This window comes from Enterococcus sp. DIV0660C (assembly GCF_017316125.1).
GTDB lineage: Bacteria > Bacillota > Bacilli > Lactobacillales > Enterococcaceae > Enterococcus_B.
On record NZ_JAFLWA010000020.1, the window covers coordinates 13,543 to 39,656 of the forward strand.

General features: G+C 36.0%; 23 protein-coding genes and 1 CRISPR repeat array. Of the genes, 4 read left to right on the top strand and 19 right to left on the bottom strand.

Translation table 11 applies throughout. From position 1 onward, the window contains the following. Positions 1–142: 142 nt before the first annotated feature. From DOK81_RS06075 to DOK81_RS06130, 12 genes are all read right to left on the bottom strand, one after another. A complete protein-coding gene (locus tag DOK81_RS06075) occupies positions 143–859 on the bottom strand; it encodes an MIP/aquaporin family protein (RefSeq protein ID WP_206909332.1) in 717 nt (238 codons plus the stop codon). Then, entirely contained in the window at positions 856–2,688 is a 1,833-nt protein-coding gene (gene glpO / locus DOK81_RS06080) for a type 1 glycerol-3-phosphate oxidase (protein WP_206909333.1), read from the bottom strand. Before glpO ends, DOK81_RS06075 begins: the two co-directional genes overlap by 4 nt. 13 nt (positions 2,689–2,701) lie before the next feature. After that, positions 2,702–4,198, bottom strand: a complete 1,497-nt coding sequence (gene glpK / locus DOK81_RS06085) for a glycerol kinase GlpK (protein WP_206909334.1) — start codon at positions 4,196–4,198, stop codon at positions 2,702–2,704. 148 nt (positions 4,199–4,346) lie between these two features. Beyond that, entirely contained in the window at positions 4,347–5,807 is a 1,461-nt protein-coding gene (locus DOK81_RS06090; protein ID WP_206909335.1) for a helix-turn-helix domain-containing protein, read from the bottom strand. Then, positions 5,797–7,095 carry an FAD-dependent oxidoreductase gene (locus DOK81_RS06095; RefSeq protein ID WP_206909336.1) on the bottom strand — a complete coding sequence of 433 codons (1,299 nt, stop codon included), beginning with the start codon at positions 7,093–7,095 and terminating at the stop codon, positions 5,797–5,799. The genes DOK81_RS06090 and DOK81_RS06095 overlap by 11 nt, the downstream gene beginning before the upstream one ends. A gap of 508 nt (positions 7,096–7,603) precedes the next feature. Further along, positions 7,604–9,217 (bottom strand): alpha-glucosidase, encoded by a 1,614-nt coding sequence (locus DOK81_RS06100; RefSeq protein WP_206909337.1) that lies wholly within the window; start codon positions 9,215–9,217, stop codon positions 7,604–7,606. 351 nt (positions 9,218–9,568) lie between these two features. Next, the gene (locus DOK81_RS06105) at positions 9,569–10,129 is read right to left on the bottom strand and encodes a polymer-forming cytoskeletal protein (protein WP_206909338.1); all 561 of its coding nucleotides are present in this window, start codon (positions 10,127–10,129) and stop codon (positions 9,569–9,571) included. 155 nt (positions 10,130–10,284) lie between these two features. Continuing rightward, the gene (locus DOK81_RS06110; RefSeq protein WP_067483128.1) at positions 10,285–11,598 is read right to left on the bottom strand and encodes an NCS2 family permease; all 1,314 of its coding nucleotides are present in this window, start codon (positions 11,596–11,598) and stop codon (positions 10,285–10,287) included. Between the two features lie 192 nt (positions 11,599–11,790). Then, a complete protein-coding gene (locus DOK81_RS06115) occupies positions 11,791–12,501 on the bottom strand; it encodes a phenylalanine--tRNA ligase beta subunit-related protein (RefSeq protein ID WP_206909340.1) in 711 nt (236 codons plus the stop codon). A 1-nt stretch (position 12,502) separates the two neighbouring features. Beyond that, the gene (locus DOK81_RS06120; RefSeq protein ID WP_206909341.1) at positions 12,503–13,039 is read right to left on the bottom strand and encodes a GNAT family N-acetyltransferase; all 537 of its coding nucleotides are present in this window, start codon (positions 13,037–13,039) and stop codon (positions 12,503–12,505) included. Positions 13,040–13,057: 18 nt separating this feature from the next. Then, positions 13,058–13,510, bottom strand: a complete 453-nt coding sequence (locus DOK81_RS06125; protein WP_206909343.1) for a MarR family transcriptional regulator — start codon at positions 13,508–13,510, stop codon at positions 13,058–13,060. Positions 13,511–13,646: 136 nt separating this feature from the next. Beyond that, the gene (locus DOK81_RS06130; protein ID WP_206909450.1) at positions 13,647–14,228 is read right to left on the bottom strand and encodes an NUDIX hydrolase N-terminal domain-containing protein; all 582 of its coding nucleotides are present in this window, start codon (positions 14,226–14,228) and stop codon (positions 13,647–13,649) included. A gap of 206 nt (positions 14,229–14,434) precedes the next feature. Between DOK81_RS06130 and DOK81_RS06135 the strand changes: the two genes are divergently transcribed. Further along, positions 14,435–15,142, top strand: a complete 708-nt coding sequence (locus DOK81_RS06135) for an AzlC family ABC transporter permease (RefSeq protein WP_206909345.1) — start codon at positions 14,435–14,437, stop codon at positions 15,140–15,142. Continuing rightward, a complete protein-coding gene (locus tag DOK81_RS06140) occupies positions 15,129–15,458 on the top strand; it encodes an AzlD domain-containing protein (RefSeq protein ID WP_206909348.1) in 330 nt (109 codons plus the stop codon). The genes DOK81_RS06135 and DOK81_RS06140 overlap by 14 nt, the downstream gene beginning before the upstream one ends. Before the next feature lie 385 nt (positions 15,459–15,843). Then, positions 15,844–16,079: direct repeats of the CRISPR family, unit length 38 nt; unit sequence AAGTTTTGGAAGCATTCAAAACAGCATAGCTCTAAAAC. A 118-nt stretch (positions 16,080–16,197) separates the two neighbouring features. Here DOK81_RS06140 and csn2 read toward each other — a convergent pair. From csn2 to DOK81_RS06170, 6 genes are all read right to left on the bottom strand, one after another. Continuing rightward, on the bottom strand, positions 16,198–16,851 hold the full coding sequence (gene csn2, locus DOK81_RS06145; protein ID WP_206909350.1) for a type II-A CRISPR-associated protein Csn2: 654 nt from the start codon (positions 16,849–16,851) through the stop codon (positions 16,198–16,200). Further along, complete coding sequence (gene cas2, locus DOK81_RS06150; protein WP_206909353.1) at positions 16,835–17,182, bottom strand: CRISPR-associated endonuclease Cas2; 348 nt, start codon at positions 17,180–17,182, stop codon at positions 16,835–16,837. The genes csn2 and cas2 overlap by 17 nt, the downstream gene beginning before the upstream one ends. After that, positions 17,179–18,045, bottom strand: a complete 867-nt coding sequence (cas1, locus tag DOK81_RS06155) for a type II CRISPR-associated endonuclease Cas1 (RefSeq protein WP_206909355.1) — start codon at positions 18,043–18,045, stop codon at positions 17,179–17,181. The genes cas2 and cas1 overlap by 4 nt, the downstream gene beginning before the upstream one ends. A gap of 4 nt (positions 18,046–18,049) precedes the next feature. Then, complete coding sequence (gene cas9 / locus DOK81_RS06160) at positions 18,050–22,033, bottom strand: type II CRISPR RNA-guided endonuclease Cas9 (protein ID WP_206909357.1); 3,984 nt, start codon at positions 22,031–22,033, stop codon at positions 18,050–18,052. A 555-nt stretch (positions 22,034–22,588) separates the two neighbouring features. Continuing rightward, positions 22,589–22,960, bottom strand: a complete 372-nt coding sequence (locus DOK81_RS06165) for a DUF1622 domain-containing protein (RefSeq protein ID WP_206909360.1) — start codon at positions 22,958–22,960, stop codon at positions 22,589–22,591. Beyond that, positions 22,957–23,322 (bottom strand): DUF1622 domain-containing protein, encoded by a 366-nt coding sequence (locus tag DOK81_RS06170; protein ID WP_206909362.1) that lies wholly within the window; start codon positions 23,320–23,322, stop codon positions 22,957–22,959. Before DOK81_RS06170 ends, DOK81_RS06165 begins: the two co-directional genes overlap by 4 nt. A gap of 233 nt (positions 23,323–23,555) precedes the next feature. Here DOK81_RS06170 and DOK81_RS06175 point away from each other — a divergent pair, with 233 nt between their 5' ends. Next, positions 23,556–23,684: a methanol dehydrogenase gene (locus DOK81_RS06175; protein WP_206899385.1), complete on the top strand. Its 129-nt coding sequence runs from the start codon at positions 23,556–23,558 to the stop codon at positions 23,682–23,684. Between the two features lie 50 nt (positions 23,685–23,734). Further along, positions 23,735–25,429, top strand: a complete 1,695-nt coding sequence (locus tag DOK81_RS06180) for an oleate hydratase (RefSeq protein ID WP_206909364.1) — start codon at positions 23,735–23,737, stop codon at positions 25,427–25,429. Between the two features lie 132 nt (positions 25,430–25,561). Here DOK81_RS06180 and DOK81_RS06185 read toward each other — a convergent pair whose 3' ends face one another. Beyond that, the gene (locus DOK81_RS06185) at positions 25,562–25,861 is read right to left on the bottom strand and encodes a hypothetical protein (protein ID WP_206909366.1); all 300 of its coding nucleotides are present in this window, start codon (positions 25,859–25,861) and stop codon (positions 25,562–25,564) included. Between the last annotated feature and the right edge of the window lie 253 nt (positions 25,862–26,114).

Sequence of the window (26,114 nt, forward strand, 5' to 3'; positions counted from 1 at the left end):
ATCCTCATTTTCTATTTATTTGATTACATCCAGTATACAGCTTACTTTTTGTAAGTTGAAATAAAATGCTTGTTCACCAAAAAAAGTGCGAGATGAACTTTCACCCCACACTTAGAGATTCACGATTTAATTTATCTGATTATCAAACCATCAATGAAAAAACGCCAACCGCTACGATTGCACCTGCAACAGGTCCAAGAACCGGTACCCAAGAATATGCCCAATCCGAAGTTCCTTTGTTCCCAATTGGCAGCACCGCATGAGCAATACGCGGACCTAAGTCACGTGCTGGGTTAATGGCATATCCCGTTGGACCACCAAGTGATAGACCGATTGCTAAAATCAAGCCCCCAACAGCAAATACATTTGTTCCATCAGCAAATGCATTTTCGCCAAACGCTAATAGACCTAAAACTAAAACAAACGTACCAATCAATTCAGTGATAAAGTTTGCAGGATAATTTCTAATTGCTGGTCCAGTGGCGAACGTTCCTAAGATAGCTCCTTGATCTTTCGTTGCTTCCCAATGTGGTAAGTAAGATAGCCATACTAATACTGCACCAAGAAATGCACCTAGCATTTGGGCAATAATAAATGGGAAAACAAGGTTCCACCCAATTGCACCAGTCATCGCCATTGCAATACTAACTGCGGGGTTCAAGTGAGCAGGTCCCATAAATCCCGAAATGTAAACAGCCATCGTTACTGCCATCCCCCAACCTAAAGCAATGACGATCCAACCAGATGCTTGTGCTTTACTCTTATTCAAGTTAACCGCTGCACAGACACCATCACCAAGCAATACTAAAATCAACGTGCCAATAAACTCTCCCATGATTTGGGTCATTTCTGCGCTCATTTATTCTCCTCCTTTAATTCACGTAAATCTGACTCATCGACTAATTGATTGAAGTGACTTGTTTCTTGTTCCTTTTCTTCTTCAGACCAACCGAAATAAGCAGCCATTGCGTCAATCACAGGTTGTTTTAATTCATCTAGTTGATCTCGTTCAAATAACATATGGTTTGTTCGACGGATGAAGTAATCACCTGGTGTTAAGACCATTTCATTTTCTAGACCATAACGTAACCGAGCAGATTCTGCCAAACTCAAACCAGAATATGGTGCCATTTCTTTAGCTAATTCAAAGATTCGCTTAGCATTCGTCCCATAAAAATCAGCGATATAATGTGCATCTTCTTCAGACAAGCCAGCTTCCACACCGATTTTTGCTAATTCTTCGACCGTTTCTTCTAGTTTTGTTGGATCAAAATCGCCACCAGAAATAGCATACGTTTTTGAATCGATTTCTTTGAAGGTTAAGTCATATTTTTCTTGTAATAGTTGGCGAATCAAAGCCAATGCCCCTTCAGACATTTTGCGGTAATCGGTAATTTTCCCACCAGATAAAGTTACTAATCCATCTGGTTCGATTTCAAGAGAACTTCCTCGAGAAATGGCAGATGGTGCTAAATCTTTTTCACCACGACTATTTTCTAAATGATTCAAAACATCTTCTACTTCAATTCGAGAAACTTGATTTTCTTTAAATTGAGTTACTGCATCAATCACTTGATTAAAACTTTTATCTGAGATCGAACCATTGTCACCACCATTGTAATCTGAACCAGAATTTCCAATTAACAATGGACGTAACCCTGCCCAGCTTGACTCAATATCATCTAACGTAATATTTGCTTCTGGATAACGATGGTTGATAACATCTAAAAGATAGTCAACGTCTTCTTGCGTTACTTTTGGATCTGTGTATTCTCCTTGATAATCCGTATCTGTTGTTCCAAAATACGTCTTGTTTTCACGAGGAATAGCAAAAACCATACGTCCATCTTGCTTACCTGTGTCAAAATAGGTTGGTTGTGGAACTGGTAATTTCTTGCTATCGACTACTAGATGAATCCCTTTTGTCGGACGCATTTTCGGCACAACTGCCCGAGCGAAATTCATATTACGAACTTTGTCGACCCAAGGTCCACTTGTATTGATTACAACTTTTGCTTTGATTTCAACTACTTCGTCAGTTAATAAATCTCTTGCTTTAACGCCAACGATTTGATTTCCTTCATACAAGAAGCCAACCGCTTTCATTTTACTTACCAAGTAAGCACCATCTTCAGCTGCTTTTTTGATATTATCAATCACCAAACGTGAATCATTGTTACGAAAATCAAGGTAAACACCTGCACCTAGTAGTCCTTCTTTTTTTAAAAATGGTTCACGCTCTAAAACTTCATCTGGCGTCAATGTATAATTTTCATACTTTGTCCCAATCACGTTAGCCAAACGATCATATAAATCCATAGCAATTTTGACAGAAAACATATTGAAAGTCGTTGCACCTTCATCTTCATAAATAGGTAGTAGCATTGGATCTGGTTTAGGAATGTGTGGTGCAACCTGTTGAACCACTGCACGCTCAGTCACTGTGTCTGCTACAACTTCAACATCAAAATTTTTCAAATAACGAATGCCACCATGGACTAGCTTAGTTGAACGTGAAGAAGTGCCTTCAGCAAAATCTTGCATTTCAATCAAGCCAGTCTTCATACCAGCCGCAGCAGCTTGCACTGCTACCCCAGCACCAGTAATCCCACCACCAATGATGAGTAAATCTAATTCTTCTTTTTGCATTGCTTGAATACTTGCTTGTCGTGTTTTCTTTGAGAACATGGTTTTTCCTCCCTTATTCAAATACGCGTGTTGCTTCTACAGCTTTTTTCCAACCACTGTAAAGTTTCTCACGTCTTTGTTCTTCCATTTGAACCTCAAACATTTTCCCAGCTTCGTAAAATTCACGAATTTCATCCATATCTTTCCAATAACCTACTGCTAAACCTGCCAAGAAAGCTGCTCCTAAAGCAGTTGTTTCCAAGTTTTCAGCTCGTTGGATTGGTGTGTTCAAAATATCTGTTTGGAATTGCATTAAATACTCATTGTTGGCTGCTCCGCCATCTACTTTTAATACAGGAATTTGAATACCCGTATCTGCCTGCATGGTTTCAATGATGTCACGAACTTGGTAAGCAATTCCTTGTAACGTTGCTTTAATGATATCTTCTTTCGTCGTTCCCCGAGTAATCCCAAACATCGCTCCGCGTGCTGCTTGATCCCAATAAGGTGCGCCTAACCCTACAAACGCTGGAACAACATAAACTTCATCATCACTTGTTGAACGTTTTGCTGCTTCTTCTGAGTCACTTGCTTTTTGCATCATCTGTAACCCATCACGTAACCACTGAATCGAAGAACCTGCCACGAAAATACTTCCTTCCAAGGCATAGTACACTTTGCCGTTGATTCCATAACCGATCGTAGTTAATAAATTATTTTTTGATAATTGCGGTGTCTCACCTGTATTCATGACAATAAATGAACCTGTACCATACGTGTTTTTTACCATGCCGGGTTCAAATGCCATCTGACCAAATAATGCTGCTTGCTGGTCGCCTGCCATTCCTGAAATTGGTGCTTCACTACCATAAAAATGATAACCTTGTGTATAGCCATAAACTTCTGAATTAGACGTTGCTTTTGGCAACATTGCACGAGGAATGTTCAGCAAATCAAGAATTTCTTGATCCCATTCTAAATTATGAATATTGAACAACATCGTTCTACTAGCATTGGAATAATCTGTTACATGTGCTTGTCCATCTGTCAACTTCCAAACCAACCATGAATCAATTGTTCCAAAAAGTAATTCGCCTTTTTCTGCACGCTCTTGTGCGCCCTCCACATGATCTAAAATCCAGCGAATTTTAGTAGCTGAGAAATACGCGTCAATCACTAATCCTGTTTTTTCATGGAAGAATTTTTGATAGCCTTCTTCTTTCAATTGATTCGCAATATCCGCTGATTGACGAGATTGCCAAACGATTGCGTGGTAGATTGGTCGTCCCGTATCTTTTTCCCAAATAACTGTCGTTTCGCGTTGATTCGTAATACCAATCCCAGCGATTTGATTGGGTTTGATCCCCGATTCAATAAATGCTCCTGCAATAACTGATTGAACTGAGTTCCAAATTTCATTTGCATCGTGTTCGACCCAACCATCTTGAGGAAAATGTTGAGTGAACTCTTTTTGCGAACTGCCGATGTGTCTTCCCTTTTTGTCAAAGATGATCGCTCGTGAGCTCGTTGTCCCTTGATCAATGGCCATAATGTAAGTTGATTCTGTCATTGTTATCCCTCCATTTTTTGCAAACGCTTTCTTTAACTGAACTAATCATACAATGTAATTAAAAAAAGAAACTGCCAAAAATTGATTTTTTTGAATTATTTTTGACAGTTTTCTTTCAATTCCTTGATACGAATGACTTTCAAAGATGTTAATTTTTTTCTTTTTTGTAACGTTCAATCTGATTTTTCAATCGTGCAATATCATAACTAGAAGCAAATTCTGAAAGATAATAGCGATTTTCTTCTTTGTTAATTTGATTAAACGTTATGATAAGATCATATTTTTTTCCTTCTTGGTATGATTCTACTTGCACACCACTAATTCCCTTAAGTTCGCTCAATAAAAATTGCTGGAAAGCAATGCGATAAATCGGTAAAGTTGTTAAATCAATCCCGATAATCACTAATTTCGCAATATAAAAATCAATCATCATCAGAACACTAGCATATAAAATCATTAAGTTATCCAATGTTTGAACATCAAATTCTTTCGTAGGTAGCTGCTTGATAGCTGTTTCTTTTAGTTGTTCCAATAACTTGCTCAAAGAATGCCCAAGCATCTTTTTCTGTTGTTCAAGCAAGTGTTTACGATCGTAAATCGTTAATTTACCATAAAAGAAATATAATTCATTATTGATTTGTGAGAGTTGATACCCAACAGCTTTTTCTTCACTGATTTTTAGTCGCCTTGGACGATAATGCCATAACATCGTTTCTCGAATATATGTATCCAAAACTGCAGTTGGTAATTTTTTGCTTCGAGTCAACTCATACTGATAAAAAACTTCCTCTTCTAAAATTGAAAAAGAAACAAAAAAACTATAAAACATCAGCGTTTCGTACGCACTTAGATCCGCTGCTAAACGACTCAGATATAAAATCAAGATTGCATCGATTGTTTGATACAGCCGATCTTCTTGATATAGCTGTTTCTTTTCCCGCAAAGTTGAAAAAGTCGTTTTTTCGCTCACTAATCGCTTCTTCGTAATTCCCACCCAACAAGCTAATTGAGCAGTCGAAAATGTAGAAAAAGTTGTTTCTAACACATGCTCCAACCCTAAGATAATCGTCTTTTTATCTGGTGTATTTTGGAGGTAAAGTGGACGTTGTTCTTCAGGAATAAATCGAAATAATTCGTAATAAAAGTACCTTACTTGCAGTTCTTCTCCGTAAAGTTGACCATTTTTTATCTGGATTCCAAACTCTTTCAGTAATCGATTCAATTCTTTAATCTTCCGAAAAACAGACGATTCACTGATAGAAAAAGCCGTTGCTAATTGGACAATTGAAGCTTGTTGATGTTCCAATAGATATGTCAGTAATTTGTATTTCAAGCTATCTTGTAAAAGGTGCAATATGATTTGTTCCAAACTTACTGTTTCATCCAAAGACAAGATGACTTGATAATCAGTTCGAAAAACTTCTACTTTTTTTTGCATACTCAAGCCAATCAGTTCAATCTCTTCCAAGTAGGAATCAAAGGATGATTTAGACAACTCCACCTCATGACGCAATTCATTCAAGGAAGATTGTCCACCTCGTAAGACTAATTGACGTAAAATTGTTACTTGTAGTTGTTCTTTCTTTTCTAGTAATTCTTCAACTCTCATAAGAAGACTCACTCATCTCTAAAATCGTTTCTGGAGTTCGGTATTCTGGTTGGAAAAATAACTCATGCGCCCCCAATTGTTGTAACGTCCACTGCTGTTCGATCGCAATCGTCAATAGATCCAATAATCGAAAAACAGATGACTTACTTTGAAGTTGTGCACCAATCAATTGATCTGTTTCCTGATCAACCAATAACTGGAGGTAAATCTTTTCATTATTCGTAAGCGAAACACGATGTTCTTGATTGATTTTCCGAACTCTTCCTGCATAAAAAAAGCGTTCACTTTCGGTCAAACCTACGCTACCAATAAAATGTCCAAACCATTTATTACCAACTGGACGATAGGTACCACTATCTTTCGTCGGTTTCCCACTGATTGTTTGACTAACTACTTGTGCTGTTCGAATAGCATTATTCACTAGTGAAACATACATTTTTTCTTGTGTTGGACGAAAGGTTACTTGAATAGCATCTCCAATGGCATACACATTTTTTCGTGAGGTTTGCAGATAGTCGTCCACCCAAATCGTTCCATCATCATTCAGACTGATAGTCTCTGCCCATAAACTGTTATCTGGTCGTGTATGATTAGCTAATAAAACTAGATCATAATGAGCTTTGCGTTTTTCAGACTCTAAAATAGCACCATTTTTATCGGCTAAAACTTGGACTTGTTCATTCAAAAAAAGCTGTATGCCGCTTTTGGTCATTTCATTCACGATTGACTCTGTCATTTGTTCATCAAGATAACGAAACAAAATTTGATTGCGGCTTTCATAAAGATCAACTTTTTTTCCTAAAGCTGTTAAGTCTTCTGCTAGCTCCACACCTACTTGCCCTGCCCCTACAACTGCTACTTTATCCGCTTGTGCAAGTATTGCTTCCAACTCAGTAAAATCGTTTCCCCTCTTAACGGAATAAATGTACTGTGCTTTTGGCTCCTCCAATCGTCTAAAACTTTGCGCGGAACCCGTCGCAATAATCAATTGGTCAAAAGGTAATTTTTCCCCGTTGTCTAATATCACTTCGTTTCTCACTAACCCAATCGCTGCCTTTTGTGTCATTACATTGATTCGACTATTTTTTTCAAGTCTTTCTTTTGTTATCCAATGGCTTTGTTTTTTGTCAATGATTTGTTGCGTCAAGAGTAAATGAAAGCTGCTTGGGATAAAACCGATTTCATTTTGTTTTTCGATCAAATAAATTTCTGCTTGTGGACAAGCTTCGTTAAGTAATTGAGCTGCGTGGATTCCTGCGAATGAACCGCCAATGATCACAATTTTCATCTATGTTCTCCTTTTCTGATCTTCTTATTTGCAGAATAGCATTTCAGTCAAAATGTTTCAAAAATATCACTCTTCTTAACGATTTTTTCCTTAAAAAAAACAAAAAAACTCAGTAAAAGAGATTCTTCCTCCTCTCGGATGAAATTGTTCTCTTTCGCTAAGTTTTCTCGTGTGTGTTGGAATTGTGAATGAATTGGATTGAATTTATGTAAAGTTTCTGATCAAGAATGATTACTTAAGCAAAAACTTCCAATGATTTGAACAACGTCAGTTGCAATTGTTAACTAATTTTCTTTTCACGAAAAACTGATACAAGCATACTAATTTTCGTTATTTAAAGTTACAAAACAGTTGAATCCTTTTGCTGTAAAAATCATGTGTGCATATCATATGATTTTTTGGATTATTTGTCAAAAATCTATACCTATTTTATCGTGCTGACTTGATAATAAAGTCAGGTAGCTTGTTTAGTGCATTTGCCTGACTTTTCTCAATTAGCTACTTCTTGTCAAACCTTCAACACAAATGCTTCATACGGACGCATCGTCACTTCTCCAACAGGTACCTCTGTCAATTCATAGTTTGTTAAAATAATTTCTGTACTCTGTGGAACTGAAACTGTCTGATTCTGTTCCGATAAATTACATGCGACCAACCATTTTTCGTCACCTAAACTACGCAAGTAAGCAAAAACTTCTGTTGGTGTGTGCACTAATTCATATTCCCCCCAAACAATAACATCATGTTCTTTTCGTAAAGCAATCAATTGCTGATAGGTATAAAAAATCGAATTCGCGTCTGCTAATGTTTGTTCTACGTTGATTGTTTGATAATTTGGATTCACGTGTAGCCACGGAGTTCCAGTCGTAAAACCGCCATTTGTACTTTCATCCCACTGCATCGGTGTTCGAGCATTATCTCGCCCCTTAGCATTGATTGATTCAATCAAGTCCTCTTTAGAAAAACCTAACGATAATCTTTCTTGGTACATATTGATAGTTTCAATATCCGTTGCTTGCTTGATATCAGTAATGGGATAGTTGGTCATTCCAATTTCTTCTCCCTGATAAATATAGGGCGTCCCCTTCATCAAGTGTAATAAAATTGCAAAAGCTTTGGCACTCTCTACTCGATACTGTTGATCATTTCCCCATCTTGAAACAATTCGTGGCAAATCATGGTTATTCCAAAATAAACTATTCCACCCTTCATTTCCTAAAGAAGTTTGCCATTTTGACAATACTTCCTTCAATTTGGTTAAATCTAATGGTGCTAAATCCCATTTTTCTTTTCCTTCTTGCTGATCTAAACCAACGTGCTCAAATTGGAAAACCATGGACAATTCATTTCGTTGTGGATTAGAATACAATTTCGCAATTTCTGGCGTTGCCCCCCAGGTTTCTCCAACTGTTAAAAGATCTTTGCCACCAAATGTTTCAGCATTCATCTCTTGTAAGTATTCATGGAGTTTTGGTCCGTTTCCTGTAATTTCTTGATCTGGAAGTTTGCCAATCAAGTCAATCACGTCCATCCGAAACCCGCCGACACCTTTCTCAATCCAAAAATTCATCATGTCATAGACTTCTTGACGAACTTTTTCATTTTCCCAATTTAAATCAGGTTGTTTTTTGCTAAATAAATGTAAGAAATATTGTCCTGAGTCTTCATCAAATTCCCAAGCAGAACCACTGAATGTGGAGCGTAAGTTATTAGGCACCTGACCAGCAACAGGATCACGCCAAATATAGTAATCACGATAAGGATTTTCTGGACTCTTTCGTGCTTCAACAAACCAAGCATGTTCATCTGAAGTGTGATTGACTACTAGATCCATAATGATTCGGATGTCTCTTTTCTTTCCTTCTGCAATCAACTCTTCCATATCTGTCATCGTACCAAACTCACTCATGATTTCTTCGTAATTGCTGATATCGTACCCATTATCATCATTAGGTGACTGATAGACTGGCGACAGCCAAATAGCGTCTATTCCTAAAAGTTCAAGATAATCTAAACGTGAAATAACTCCTTGTAAATCTCCAATTCCGTCCCCATTCGTATCTTGAAAACTTCTTGGATAAATTTGATAAACGACCGCACGTTGCCACCATTGTTCCTTCATATTCATTCCTCCTATACATTTGCTCAAGCAAAAAAGAAATCGCTTACGTTTTTATTCAACGAAATTAGCTTTTTCACTTTAGATCTGGTTGCTTGAATTGTAGCGTGACTAAATCAAATAGTAAATAGACCTTTTCTTGTCATTTTTCATAAAAAAAACAAAAAGCCTTTCATCACAATCACTAGAAAGAATATTCGTGATGAATGTTAACGATAACAATTTTTGAGGCAATTAAAATTTCTTTATAAGAAGACAAAAAAATCCAGAGGACTTCTCCTCTGGATTACACCTCATGCTTTTCTCTATCAAAACCACTTGATGAAGAACCTGATATTATTTAGAAATACTGCTTTATTCAGCGACTGTTACGTCACCAGTTACTGATGCGCCATCTTTATCTAAAACAGCAGAATCTTTATATTCTTGTTTTTCAAATGTGATGTTTCCGTCAACTTTCGCACCGTTTAAAACAAAACCATTTGCTTTTACTTCGATATTTCCTTTAACTGTTCCGTGAACGATGTTGAAGTTTTCTGATTCAACGATCAATGTTGGAACTGTTACTGTGTATTCATCTGTTACATTACGTTTATCATCTTGTGCGTACAAAGCAAATTTACGATAGATATCGTTACCTGCTTCACCTTTGTCATGGAATTCACCAGCAACTGTTACATCGTTATCAAATGTAACGTCTGCAGTTGTTGCAACGATCCAGTTACCATCAGCACCTAACGCTTTTTCTAAGTCGCTTGCTTTATCACTTACTGATGCACCTGAAACTACTTCTGTTGTTGAAGCAGTGCTTGAAGATGCTGCTGTTCCTTTATCTGAATCTGAGCCACAAGCTGTTAAAAACATTCCTGCTGCTGCCAAAGTTACGACTGTTGTTGCTAATTTTGTGTGTTTCATGATGTTACCTCCAATTATTGTGAGTTAGTTTTCCTCATCACAATTTTACTAATAAAACGCCTACAAATCAATAAATTGTCTCTTTTCTTCTGTTTTAATTAAAAAAAAACCTATCTGTAAGTTAGTTCACTTACAAATAGGTAACGGTTTATTTGTTAATTCACATTTAAAATCCACATAAAGCCAATAAAAACAAAGAATAATAAATACATGATAGGCGAAACTTCTTTTCCACGTTTAGCAGCAATCATTGTGATTGGATAGAAAATAAATCCTAACGCAATCCCATCAGAAATACTGTAAGTTAACGGCATGCCAATCAAAATCAAGAAAGAAGGAATCGCAATTTCCATTTTTCCCCATTCAATTTGGCGAAGTGACTGAGCCATCAATACACCAACAATAATCAATGCAGGTGCTGTCACTTGTGGCGTCACGATTGCTAATAAAGGCGAGAAGAACAAGCCTAATAAGAAAAATCCACCCGTTGTAATAGCTGTCAAACCAGAGCGGCCACCAACCGCGATCCCTGCAGAAGATTCTACATAAGCGCCAACTGGCGAAGTTCCTAACAATGAACCAGCCAACATCGCTGTTGAATCAGCTGCTAATGCTTTACCAACTCGAGGCATTTTATTTTCTCGCATGAATCCTGCTTGATTGGCTAAACCAACTAAAGTTCCAGCCGTATCAAAGAACGTAACTAATAAGAAAGTTAAAACAACGACCCACATTTGTAAAGAATTAATATCCCCAATGTGTTTCAAAGCAACCAAAAATGTTGGTTTCAAACTTGGTGCAGCTGAAATAATTTGTGTTGGCATTTGGATCAAGCCAGTAACTAAACCAAGTAATGTAGTCCCAATCATCCCAATAAAAATTCCACCTGGCACACGACGAACCAATAGAATAGCTGTCACGACCAAACCAAAAATAGTTAACCAAGTAGATCCAACGTTCAAGGGGCCTAAACCAACCAATGTCGATTCATTTGCTACAATAATTCCGCCTTCACTCAAACCTAAGAAAGCAATAAATAGACCAATACCACCAGAAATTGCATACTTTAAATCTGCTGGAATCGCATCAATAATCATCTCACGCAATTTAAAAATCGTAATGATAATAAAAATCAATGAAGCGACAAATACTCCTGCTAGTGCTGTTTCCCAAGGAATACCCATTCCCAAACAAACGGAATACGCAAAAAATGCGTTAATTCCTAACGCTGGCGCAGTTGCTATTGGATAACGTGCTAAAACTCCCATCAAAATACAACCTAATGCACTCGCTAAGGCTGTTGCTGTAAAGACCGCTCCTTCATCCATACCAGAAGCACCCAATACAGTTGGATTAACAAATAAAATATACGCCATTGAAATAAACGTAGTAAAACCAGCTAATACCTCACGTTTGACCGTAGTATTTAGCTTTTCTAGCTCGAAGTAGGAAAGTATTTTTTCCTTCATCTGACATCCTCCTAAAAATCCGAACATTAAAAAATAAGTCCGTAAAAAAATGATTAAACACTAAAACAACGTGTTTAATCATATAATAATTAGCAACATAAGTAAACTAAAATTTAGAATAATCAGTAAAACACGAACATTTTCCAAACTCATATTCCATTTAACACTAGCACGCTAACATTAGTATTTTTATCAAATAATTGTTTCAGGGGTTTTGGCTGTTAACGTACTTCTTTTTCCACTTACATCGAATGTCTTCTCCGTTAATTCTTTCAAAGCTTCCATTGCCTGCGCACCCCGGGCTGCCTGTTCTTCATTGATTGATTCGATCACCAAGATCGCCTTGGTTGTTTCTTCCGTCAACATCGTCCGCTGTGCTTCACGCCAATTCAAGCAACGACAAATTGCTCCTTCTTCATCAAAATAAATTAGTTCTTCTGGTAAAGCCGGCGCATCTTCTTGCGCACCTAAAGGTAAAAATTTTTCGCCACCAATTGCTTTTCCCAACTGTAAATCACCTTTTATTTTTTCTAGATCTTCCCCCCCACACGGCACGCCATATTCCAAAGAAATACTGTTGTAACAGTCCACCAATGGATTGATCGGTGAGAATTCACGCCCTTGACTGACTCGCTTTAATAAAGCTTCAATGGATGAACGCGCACCTTTTTTCGTTTTGAATTTCGTAAAAGCTTGTCGCCACTGTACAATCACTTCATTTTGACTAAATGGCTCCTCCGTTAGATAAACTTGTGCTTTTTTAGCCGCTTGACCCAGTAACTGAGTAGCTTTCGCCTCATTGGACGGATCAACCTGATTATTGATTCCTTCGATAACTAATAATTCAATTGTTGCATTCGGAAAAATTTCCCAAAAGCTTTGATCAACTATCACCTTTTTCATTTCACTTTCCATCCTCTCTAATAAGTTCTTTGACAAAAATATAATCTGTTTGCGCATCATCACCCATATAAAAAATATGTTCACTAAAATGAGTAAATCCCCATTTACGATAAAAAGCTAACGCTGCTTTGTTGTGTTCCCAAACACCTAGCCAAATTTTTCTTTTTTTCTTCTCCTTCGCTTTCGCAACAGCTAGTTCCATCAAACGATTTCCTAAACCCATACGTTTAAACTGTTTTCGTACATAAATACGTTCAATTTCTAAAAAATCTGCTGACATTTCTTCTGACTGTTGCTCATCAATATTGATTTTTAGATAAGCTGCCGGTACATCAGATACCATTAATAAATAAAATTCCGAACCAGTCGTCATTAGTTCTCGACGCAACTTGCCGATTTCATAAGCTTCTTCCAAATAAATCGTCATATTTACATCTGTATTAAATTCTCCAAATGTATCTTCATATGTTTCAATACTGATTGCTTGCAGTTGTTGTGCATCATCTTCTGTTAGTTTTTTTAGAGTTATTTCTGCCATATAAAGTATAATTTCCTCTCAATAAATTCGTTTATTTCCTTTTTTTACAAAATTCCAATCATCACTCACGTTTGCACTCACTTTTTCTAATAAAATTTTCAATTGCTGTGCTTCTTCTTCTGTAATCCCCTGTAGAGCAACTTGATTTGAATACTCATTTTCTCGAATGATTAATGGATAAACAGTTTTTCCTTTACTTGTTGGATAAAGATGTCTTATTTTTTTGTTTTCTTGATCTTGTTCTTTCTCGATCAGCCCATTTTTTTCCAACTTTTTAATGGCACGAGCAGTTGTAGTTCGATCCACCTTGATCATTTCTGCTAATTTTTCCTGGATGATTCCGGGATTTTCACAAATACGAACAAGGTAAAGATACTGACCACGTGTCAAATCAACTTCTTTGAATTCAATGTTACTGATGGAATCTAAAGCTCGAGCAATCACACCAATATCCCGAAGAATCTCTACCAATCAAATTCCTCTTTTCATTTATTTATTTTCTAGTTTACTCTTTTTTGTTGCAAATGCAACAATTTATTTTAATTAAATAAAAGCCAAATCAATCAGCACCTCTGCCAGTCAATTTGACTCAATCGTTTGAATCACTTTACTCAAAATAAGTATTCTTTTGTTTATGCAAATATTCCAGTTGTTCTCTCGTCGTTCGTTTTACCGATAGTTTAGGTAAGTTGTCTAACGCAAAAAAATCCATGTTTGAAGTTTCGTTATTTTCAACAAAGGAGCCTTCAATAATTGAGCAACTAAAAATCAGTTTATAATATTGATAGACTTGTGGAATATCTTTTCTCAAATTCGTATCAAAGATACCCAATAACTCATCTACTTGAACAATTAATCCTGTTTCTTCTAACACTTCTTTTTGAATGTTTTCTTTGGGCGACAGACCTACTTCAGCGTAACCACCAGGAAGTGCCCATTCTTTTGTTTTTTTGTCTTCAACTAGCAGTACCTTATCCTCTTGCTTGATATACGCGCGTACATCAACTTTAGGTGTCGGGTATCCCTCATTTTGTTCTGTTAATTGAAATAGTTCAGCAACAGATTCCCGCCCAACCCTACTCAGTAGTTCCAAAGAAAGTTTCTTTAATTCTTGATACCGTTCTTTGTCAAATTCATCTTTTCCATAATACAAACCTGCTTCAGCAATTGCTAACAGCCTGCGATACATCTCTAAATCACTCACACTTCTTTTCTCCTTCCCAAAAATTCAATCATCTATTTTTAGTTTAACGCAATCGTTTACACTTAACTAAATGTTTCACTTTTCTTGACAAAAATTTAGAGAAAATTTCCGCGTATTTATTTTGACACAGTAGTAGAATCACAATAAGTTTTCTGCTATGCTTAGTGGCACATCAAGAAAGGAGAATAAAGATGAACGGACAATTAGATTATAAAACTGCCATCAAAGATACTTTGCCTACTGTTTTTGGCTATATCGGAATTGGTATTGCATTCGGGGTCGTTGGACATGCTGCTGGTCTTCATTTATTCGTTATTTTCATGCTCTCAGCTTTTGTTTATGCAGGCTCTGCACAATTCATCACTGTCAGTATGTTAACTGTTTCAAGCCCTGTATTATCAATTATTTTATCTACTTTCCTAGTCAACTCACGCATGATCCTCATGAGTACAACTTTAGCAAATTATTTAAAAGAAAACTCATTAGCACAAAATGTAATGCTAGGAACACTGCTAACAGATGAAAGTTTTGCGTTAGGGATGAACAAGTTGAATTTTAGTAAAGGAAAGTTATCATTTGAGTGGCTCAACACAGCAAATATTATTTCTTATTTGACATGGATCGGCGCAACAATGATTGGTGCTCTGATGGGTAATTTTATTAATGACCCCAAACAATTTGGACTTGATTTTGCAATTGTTGCAATGTTTATTGGCCTACTTTATCTTCAGGTAATCGCAGATCGAACATTACCTCTTTCTCTACAATTTTCCGTTATTTTATTTACGTTAATAGCAATCGTTCTCGGATTGATTTTTATACCAAGTAACTTATTAATTATTGTAGTAACACTTTTAGGCTGTGGATTTGGGGTGATGATGAAACATGTATACTACTAGTTATCTCTTTTTTACTATTTTAGGTTGCGGCTTAGCAACTTGGTTATCAAGGGTCTTACCTTTTTTGTTCATTAAGCGAATGAACTTTTCTCAACCCGTAGCAGAATTTTTAAGTTTCGTTCCAATCGTTATCATGTCTGCGCTATGGTTCAATAGTTTATTCGTTCAAAACTTGGGACATCTTCCAAGCATCGACTGGGAAAACTTATTTGCTTCCTTGCCAACTGTTCTCAGTGCAATCATTTCTAAAAACTTATTAGTAATCGTCATCGTGGGAATGATTTCTTTGGCGGCTCTACGGTTTTTCATTTTATGATAAGCAAAAAATCCTACAGACACAGAAAAAATACTGTGTTTGTAGGATTTTGTCTTTATTTTTATAAAACTGTGTCGAACATGATTATCATAAATCTCAAGTAACCATACTTTAAATCCATAACAATTACTTCTCTGATTATATCAAGAATTCGCTAGAGTCATCGTACAGAAAATTCAGATAGCCTTTACTTGACATCAACTATCTTTTGTCGGTGAACAGTGTGTATGCGGTAGTGAGGATCATCGTATCGAACTCACGAAGGATTCCCATTTGTCTTAGAAAGCTTGGTAGACCTTTTCAGCATGAAAGAAATATTACTGAGAGCAACACACCTGCTATCAATACTAACTCAAACATATTTTCAATCTACAACAGGAAAAATAATCTTTGTATCTATTCAAAACAGCATAGCTCTAAAACAGGAACCTTAGTAAAAAAAGTTGGTATATAGTTTTGGAAGCATTCAAAACAGCATAGCTCTAAAACCATATAGCAGTAACAGGTAAAACAGGGAAAGTTTTGGAAGCATTCAAAACAGCATAGCTCTAAAACGTTCAAATTGAGTTACAACATACAACAGACGTTTTGGAAGCATTCAAAACAGCATAGCTCTAAAACCTCGGATAAATATTTTTGAGGTTCCGTAATCGCACTATTCGCCCATAGCAAGGCTTCAGCATGAATGCTTCATTAGTTCGATTTACTTGTCAAAGAACGAAAAGATAAGTGATATCTGTTATTTTGTTGTCAAAAAATAATCTTGATCTAGAATTTGCTGAGTAACACCCTCAACTGGTCTAGGTTCCAAAAATAATACATCCACATTGTATAAAGAAATATGGTCAATTAATATTTGTAATTCTGCCTTTGTTAAATAAGAACAAGCATTCACAAATACTAATAATTTCTTTTTCACTAGATAACGATATACTTGGATTACTTCAATCATTTTTTCTAAAATAGTATCACTTTTTGTTTCGATCCGTATTCCTAAACACTTAAATATCTCCATGAGGGTCAACTCATCTTCTTCAAGATCTAGCGCATGTTCTAACAACTCATGCTGCATCACTTTGGCAATTTCCATCGACAGGTGATCAATTTTCGTTTTGATTTCTGGCTTTTCATTTAACTGATTTTCTAAATCAGCGTAAATAAATTTCAATGTTGCAGGTGAGTTCACTTCATACCCCAAAATATCTGTGATCAAAATCAGTTCAGATTCTTTGAGGTTTTTTTGATTTTTATCAAACAATTTTAGATCACTCGTCTCATCATAATGATAGAACTGTTCAACAGTATGTGCATAAGTCTTTACATCTTCAATCACTAAAATTGTTGATAAATTTAATTTTAATGATTCATCAAGTAGCTTAAAGTTCAAATTCATCATGTGCTTCTCCTAGATAAACGACCCTTGCATCTGAATTTCCGATGCAAGTATCCTGTTCTCCTGTCAAATAGAGCATTCGCGCAAATTGTTTTTCCGTAATTGTCAAAATTGTTACTAATCCTTTTTTAGGATTATGTTGCTTCAATCGATTAATCATAGCTGTATTAGCAGTGTTATTCAGCAAAATTTTACTATAAACAGAAAATTGGTGCATAATAAACCCTTCACTAAGTAAAAACTTTCGGAATCTCCGATAAATTTTTCTCTCTTCGGCAGTTTCTGTCGGCATGTCGAACATCAAAATCATTCTCATATAACGATAGCTCATATCCTAAAATTAGGCGCCCTTTCTATCTCGTTATTTAGTGATTTCACTACTTTTTTCGTATAATCACTAACGATATTGGTCAAAAACATTTTTTTGTTATGGTAAGGGTAATTATTCGTAAACAAATCAAATAGTGCTCGTTTGATTACTTGAAATTCCCGATGCTGATTCTCATAAACGATGTGATCAACTAGTGGTCGAAATGGTTCCATAAAATCACTTGCTAAGTTAAAATCATTGAACTGATTTGCATGTTTTAACCCAAATTGCGTCATGCAACCTGTTTGAACAACTTCCCTTGCAAACATACTCAATAATAACGTGTAGCCATAATTCAAACCGGCGTTGATTGAATTATCCGCCTCACGTGTAAACTCCTTACCAAACAAAGCATTGAAATAAATTCTTGCAGCATGACCTTCGCGATTACTAGGATCAAAAATTTCTAATTCATTTTGCAGATTAAGAAGTGAGGCTGCTTTTTCTTGAAGGTCAAAGCCAGCTAGTAACTGACTTTGATTCAAGATTTTTTGTGAAATGATTTCAGTCCAAATTTCCGCTTTTCTATTTTCTTTCCATTCCAATTGCCGAGCTAATTGCAAACTACTATCATGACGTGCATAGAAAGATAACAATTTACCAATAGGCAAACGCTTATCATCACAAAAAAGAATCAGAATATTTTCATCAATCAAGCGTTTGATCAGCATGGTAGTTAACGTAATATCTGTTGTTTCCAGTAGGAGAACATCAATTTCAGACAGGTGGATCAATTCTTGGCGATCATATGTCCGAAAAACTAAATGATTGTTTTTGTAAGTCAATTTAGAATGCGTATTTACTACTACTGTCCGCCATCCCATTGACTCAGACCAACCTTCTTTGAGTTTCGTATAACCCTGTAATTGATTGATTAATAAATGTTGCCTTATATAGTTCTGCTGTGTTTTTGTATCTACTTCGTTCGATTGTTTCTCCGAAGAACTTAAAGCTTGCTGGTGCACCTTGTTTGTTCAATTGAAGTAATTGAATAAATGATGATGCTAATTCTTTCATATTTGCATCACGATTCTTTTCATATAAATCACGGACTTTTTTCTGTCTGTCTTCCGCACCAACATAGCGATCGGTAAACTGTAAGATTACTTCTAATAATTCAGTAAATTTTGCGCGATGATTTTCTAAATAAAGCAAGCTTTTACCACCGGAATCATCCACATGTTTGGCATGGTACAATAGTTCAACTAAGTCATCTGGCAAGACCATTTGATTACCTTTTTGAGATTCATCTGCACTTGCTAATAAACGACGACGACCATCGGCAAATTGATACAAAGAATATTTTGGAAGCTTCAATTGAACTTCAGGATGGATAAAGCCTTTTTCTTCTAAAAAGCCGACTTCATTTTTTTCAAACGCTTGTCGTTCTAAAATTTTGATTCCCACTAATTGTTGAACAACTTTCGCCGCTTTTCCTTTTTCATGAGTAATAATAACAGAATATGCCACTGTTGGACTGTCGAACCCACCATAATTGACGGGTGCCCAGTTGTTTTTTCTAGCAATCAATTTTTTTGAAGGTCCTTTAGGTAAGATTGATTCTTTTGTAAATCTACCCGTTTGTATTTCAACTTTCTTTACGATATTCATTTGATGATAGTTCATCACTTTTTTGATCGTCTTGATGTCTCTTTGACGATTCCAAAGGACTTCGCCAGTTTCTTTGTTTTTTAACACCTCATCGCTTGTAAAAAAGTTCATGATATTTGAATAGAACTCTTTTTTGGCGGTCGCTTTGTTCAGTGCACGAATGGAAACTTTCGTGTACTCCCAATAGACAAATTCAGGTGCTAATTTAGGATAAACTTTCAATAGAGCTTGTGCAATGACCCCATTCAAGTAAGCATCTTGTGCATGATGGTAATCATTGAGTTCTCGAATTTTATATAACGAAAAATCTTTTCGAAACTGGCTTGCTAAAGAAGATTTTAACGTAATCACACGAACAGGTTTTTCGGATGATTGTTGATTGTTATATTTTTGGTGTAAAATCTGAGCAACATTTTTTGTGATCTGGCGTGTTTCAACTAATTGACGTTGAATAAAGTGTGCTTTGTCCTCTTCCGTCAAACCGCCATTGACTGCTTTCGTCAAATAACTGAATTTCTTTTTGCTGATCAGTCCGGAAGCCAAAAGTCTTTCCCAAGTAGGTCGCATTTCTTTCACTATATTTTCAGCAGGTACCGTGTTTGATTTGCCACGGTTCATACGAGATGTAGTCAATACACGGTTGTCGATGGAATCATCTTTTACGAAACTTTGGGGAATAATGTGATCAATATCATAGGAAGATAAGTTGTTGATGTCTAGCTCATCGCCGGTATACATATCACGCCCATTTTGGAGATAGTATAAGAACAAGCGATCATTTCTCAGTAAATTAGCGTCCTTGCTAATCGGTTCATCTTCCAAAATACTACTACCAAATTTTTTGATCGCTTCTTCTAAATATTTCATGCGTGCCCGCGAAGCACGGTTTCCTTGCGCGGTTGTTTGGTTTTCTCTCGCCATTTCTACCACAATATTTGTTGGTAATTCCCCCATGATCTCAATGATTTCTTCCACGATTTTCAAGCTTTGTAAAATTCCTTTTTTGATTGCGGGGCTACCTGCTAGTTCTTGGACACGTTCTTCTGTATTCTTGTCATTGTCAAAAGCTATTTTTTCGATTTCTTCTTTAAAGGATAGATTTTCATCGTTAATTAATTGCATAAAGTTACGGTTACGATTTCTTGGTAGATCATCATCATCAATCAAGTAATCGAGAATCGTTTTTTGTGTTTTTTGGTCAACAATACCATGAATCAGCTTGGCTGATAAACGTCCCCACCCTTTGTAATGTTTACGTTCCAATTGCTTTTGTTCTTCTTCAGTTAATAAGTCGGAAAACTGTTCTAATTGTTTACGACGCATTTTACGATCTTCAAAGACAGTCAAAATTTTTACGATTTGTTCAAAGTGTTGTTCGTATTCTGGTTGTTCAAATAACGCTGGTCGGATACCCAGTTTGACTAAATCATGATACGTTCCTAGACCTGCGTTAAAAGCTTTCTCGATTCCTTCCACTTTTGGATTTTCAATGCCATATTCATTTTTTAAAAAGGCCTCTAGTATTTCTTTTTTGACTTTTCGTTGTTGCTTAAATAGATCATTGACGATTTGCTGTTTTTCTTTACTCGAAAAATTCTGCACACGTCCGTTATCATCAATGTATTTTACCTTGGTCAATTCATTGTAAACAGTAAACTTTTCATATAATAAGCTATGTTTAGGCAAGACTTTTTCCATTGGCAAATAAGAGTCGTTATTGGTCATCCGTTCCACAAAGTCCGTTGCTGATTTTTCGATATCTACTTTTTCATTCAAATTCCATGGTGTAATTTTTCCAGATTCTTTTCGAGTTAGCCAGGAAAAGCCCCCTTCTCCTTGTGCTAATGGTCCTACATAATAAGGAATTCTAAATGTCATGAGCTGGCTAATTTTCGCTTCCTCTAAAAAGGGATAATATGGTTTTTGATTTTTGATAATTGCTTTTAATTCTTCTAGATGGAGCTGATAAGGAATCACACCGTTATCAAAAGTTCTTTGTTTACGTAAAAAATCCTCCTGCTCTATTTTTGCTAAGAAATCTTCCGCACCTGTCGTTTTCGTTAGCGTTTTTATCAAATATTTATAAAATGCTTCTTGGGTCGCACCGCCATCGATATACCCCGCATATCCAGCTACTTTTTTGTTTTTAAATAGATCATCATACTCGTCTGGTATGTTTTCACGAACAAATCGCTTCAATGCTTTTAGATCTTCTTTGTGATCTGTAAAACGCGCAACCATACTACTTGATAATTTTGCACGTGTGGAAGCTTCAGTTACTTTCAAAATATTGGTCAACGAAATCGCATCATAGACACTTTTTGCTGCATCAAACACACTGCGAAAATCTTCACCTATTTCAGCGAGTAAAGTTTCTAAATTTTCTTCATACTCTTCTTTTGAAAATTGGATTTTAGCATCTTCATCCAACGAAAATGTTTTTTTGACATTCCCTTGATTTCCAACAATCATTTTAATGAACTGCGCAAAGTCTCCTGTACTTTTTTCTTCAGGAAATAGACTTAAAATCAGTTCAGCTCGCTTCATACGAGAAATTTTTTGCTCGGCGATCCTATCTAAAGCGGTCAGTGAGTCCAGCTCTTTTTCAACGTTGAAGGTTTCATTGTAGACTTGGATAAACTGTTCAAACGTTCCAGAAACAGAAGAATTTTCTGTATTCAGTTCTCCTTCAATCAAAAAGTGTCCTCTGAACTTAATAATGTGCGCTAATGCAAGATAAACCAAACGTAAATCTGCTTTCTCAGAGGAATTAGCTAAATGCTCACGTAAATGATAAATCGTCGGAAACTGTTCATGGTAAGCTACTTCTTCAGCTATACTTCCAAAAATCGGATGACGTTCATTTTCTTTTTCATCTGTGATAGAAAAGCTTTCATCCAAACGAGCAAAAAAATTCGGATCGACTTGATTCATTTCTTCACCGAATATCGTACGTAAATATTGAATTCGTTGTCGGCGTCGAGCGATTCGTCTACGAGTCGTCCGTTTCAATCGTCGTCCTTCAGCGGTTTCACCCTGTTCAAATAAGCGAACACCCCAAAAGTTTTTTTTGACTGCTTTTTTTTGAGTATTACCTGAAATTTTCATTTTTCGTTTTACTAAATCATAATCTTCTGTCAGCACTGCCCATCCGACACTTGCTGTGCCGATGTCAAGACCAATCGTGTAATTTTTTCTCATCTTTATCCCTCCCAAATTTGCTTCTGTAACTTCTTTTGTAAAAATAAAAAGAATATTTCTGTTGTGTATTCTCGAATATGTGATAAAATGTACTTGTTGGTAGCATTCAAAACAACATAGCAAGTTAAAATAAGGCTTAGTCCGTAAACAAATTTTGGCACTGTATTCGGTGCTTTTTTTGTGCTCTTTTTTTAATTGAATGTTGTTTTTAGAACAAAAAAATGCTACTTAATCATTTCAAATTATACCACTACCCACTTCACAAGCAAGCCTTTTCAATTGATATACAAACAATTTTTTTCTTATTAAAATAAGAATAAAAACAAAAAATTTATTGAATTTAAAATAACTTTACATCAATCCATATCAAGTTATTTTTATCCAAATAAAAAAAGTGAGACAAAAACATTATCTGTTTTGCCTCACTTTTTTAGTTACACAGGTTCAAATAGTTTTTTTCAGACTGAAACTAAACATCAATTTATGCTTGTGAAAATAATTCAATCATCTTTATTTAGCTTATCTATTAGCTGGTTTTCCTTGCTTCCTTCCTATTCATCTTTCATTTTCAGAAGAATCAAAAGCACCCAACTCTTCATTCAAGAAATAAGAAATAATCGTGCGAATTCCTACTAATGCCGCCAATTGAAAAATATCTTTCAATGTTGGTTTGATGATCGACTCGATGATTCCAGCAGAAATAATGATTTCCAAGCTTAGTAGAATGTAGCCACCTAACATTTTTTTAATTTCCGTGTTCTTTTTGATTTTTTCCTGTTTAGTTAATTGTTTATCAAATGAAAAATAGAGGAAATCTTTTGCGGATAATACCGCTCCCCACAGTAACAATAAGATAGCCAAAAAATTAAATCCTAAAACGAGGTATTGTGCATAAGACAAGAATTGTTCATTCAACATATCCTTCATCCTTCACTCCCCCTTACTCGTTTTTGTTTATCCGAAATTTCTCTGTTCAAGAAATAAGAGATCACTGTTCGAATGATAACCATCACAGCCAACTTCAAAATATCTGACCAAGTTGGTCGAATAATTGATTCAACAATATCCGCCACAACTAGCACTTCCAAACTCAATAAAATATAGCTAGCCAGCAATTTTCTAACTTCTGCATTGCGCTGATTTCTTTGTACATAACTTTTTTTTATCGACTGAAACTGAAATAGCGTTTTAAGCACTAAAAATATTCCCACGATCAAAATTAAAATGGAAAAAATATTTAAAACAAAAATGGCCCATTCCAAATAGAAAATAAACGTTTCATCAAACATCACATATCACACCTCTTCCATTATCCATAACTTTATTGTAAAGAATGCAAGAGGTCTCGTCCAATCAGAACAAAAAAATTCGTTTGTCATGTTTACTTATATAAATTAGACAGACTACAAAACGTGTCAAAAAAATCTTTTTTTGACACGCGTATCATTTGGTAGTTTTAACTATTGGGTCTATCATTTAAAACATAAGAGAGATGTCACGAGAAATAAAGGAGGATTTTCTTATGAACAAGAAACTACTAAAATTAAGCATTGGTTTAGGTGTTCTAGCAATTAGTGCACTTATCGTTGGAAAGAAGACGGGTTTCTTTGAAGATGACAGTCATTTATATGACGAATATGAATCAATCTAGTCGTCCAATCATCAGAGTTGTCAAAGCCAAGTACTGGAGGAAGAATCGCAATGAAAAAAAGTAAAGCAATCATGATCGGGGCAGGCATTGCCAATATGGCTGCTGCTGTGTATTTAATTCAAGAAGGAAAATGGCAAGGAAATCAAATCACTTTTTACTCGTTAGATGACCACGGTGCAAATGATGGCGCACCAACAGACACCGTCACAGATGAATATTGGAATAAAAACCATCCGATGGAAAATACAAAAGGCTATATTGCTCGTGGTGGTCGAATGCTGAACTATCGAACCTATGTTGACTTGATGGATTTACTCAGTCGCATTCCATCTGCAACAGAACCAGGAATGACTGCAGCGGAAGACACACGCGACTTTGATGCCAAACATCGAACATACGACAAGGCACGTTTGTTAGAAGGTGGAAAAGGAATTATTGATGGTGGAAAACTAGGATTCAACAATAAAGACCGCTTACTCTTAACAAAACTAATTTCGATGCCTGATTCAGAAGAAGAAAAATTAGACAACGTAACAATAGCTGAATATTTCAAAGAATCTCCTCATTTCTTTGAAACAAATTTCTGGTTCATGTGGGAAACAACTTTTGCTTTCCGTACCCAAAGTTCTGCTCAAGAACTTCGTCGTTACATGCACCAAATGATTTATGAATTTACACAAATCGAACATTTAGTAGGTGTCAACCGTACACGCTACAATCAATATGAAAGCATCATGTTGCCATTGATCAATTATTTAAAAGACCAAGGTTGTCAGATCATCTTAAACCGTTTAGTCACTGACTGGGAATTCAAAGAAACACCTATGCAAGATGAAATCACTGTAACTGGTTTAGAAATGATCAATACAGAAACAAATGAAAAAGAACATATTATTGTTGACAGCGATACCGCTGTTATCTTTACCAATGGCTCAATCACTGACTCAGCAACTTTGGGCGATTACGAAACACCTGCTGCCGAAAATATGGACTACGGTGCCGCTTCAAGTTTGTGGAAAAAAGCAAGTGAACGTTTCTATAATTTGGGAAATCCCGACAAGTTTTTTGCTGATCGAGATACTAGCGAATGGGTCAGCTTTACTTTAACAACTAAAAATCATTTGTTGCTGAATGAAATTGCAAGAATTACCACTCAAGAACCCGGCAACGCGTTGAATTCATTTATTTCAACAACGCCAATCACCCCTTTAGGTCATAAAGATGTCAATATGTCGATCGTGGTTCATCATCAACCACATTTTACTTCACAAAAACCAAATGAAACGGTTATTTGGGGTTACTTCCTTTACCCACGTCGTCATGGCGAGTTTGTGAATAAACCTTATATTGAAATGACTGGCCGAGAAATGTTGCAAGAACTTATTGGTCAACTATCAAAAGTTGATCCTGGTCCAGTAAATATCAGAGAAAAAGAAGAAGACATTTTTGCTAGTGTTATTAATAACATTCCAGTATATATGCCTTATGCTTCTGCGTTGTTCAATAATCGGGCAAAAACAGATCGTCCAAAAGTTATTCCAAAACATTCAACAAACCTTGCCTTCACTGGCGAGTTTGTCGAACAACCTTATCAAATGATTTTTACAGAACAAAGTGCTGTTCGTTCTGGTGAAATTGCCGCATTCCATTTTGCTGGGATCCCAATGTCACGTCTTGTCAAAACACCGCGTTATGATAAAGACATCCCAACACTTGCAAGAGCAGCTAAGAAAATGTTTGAATAAACATTGTTGGCTTGTAATAACGAATCAATCAATGAGAGACTAGGAAACGTAACCTCCTAGCCTCTCGTTTTTTATGCACACACTCTTCATAGTTAAAGATATTTGATCAAGCTTTTTTTGATTCTTGGTAGACTAATAACCTACTTCATAAAATTGATGCGCATCCACTCTTTCTTGACCAAAGTTCAGACGAACCCCCGCATACTTTCGGCGTCTTCCTTCTTGCTCAAGGCCGTCTCCAATACCTTGACATCGTACTTTTCTTCCTACAGTTAAACCTAAAAATACAAGGAATACCAGGTTAAATAAACTTCTGCGTGAACGTATCCTGCACTTCTTCATCAAGATCTTCAAAAACAAGTAAAAAATGATGAAACGAATCTTGTTGAAACTCTCGGATTTTTTCTTGAACACATTGCTTGTTCCATTCATAGCCCAAATCCTAAGCATTAATTGTAACTAATGCTACAGTGTCTGTTACTAAACTTTTTCGTAGCATCTTACTCACCCATCTTTCTCATAAAAATAGCATGCATTGAGTGATTTAATTTTCGACTAATTACGTCGTTAAGTGTACCATCAATGAACACATTCTTTGAACTAATTCCTTTTGTAGTACAGACTTGCCTTGTCAGTAAGCAAAATAACGTGCCCTTCCATTTATAAACTCATTTGTCTTTGTCAA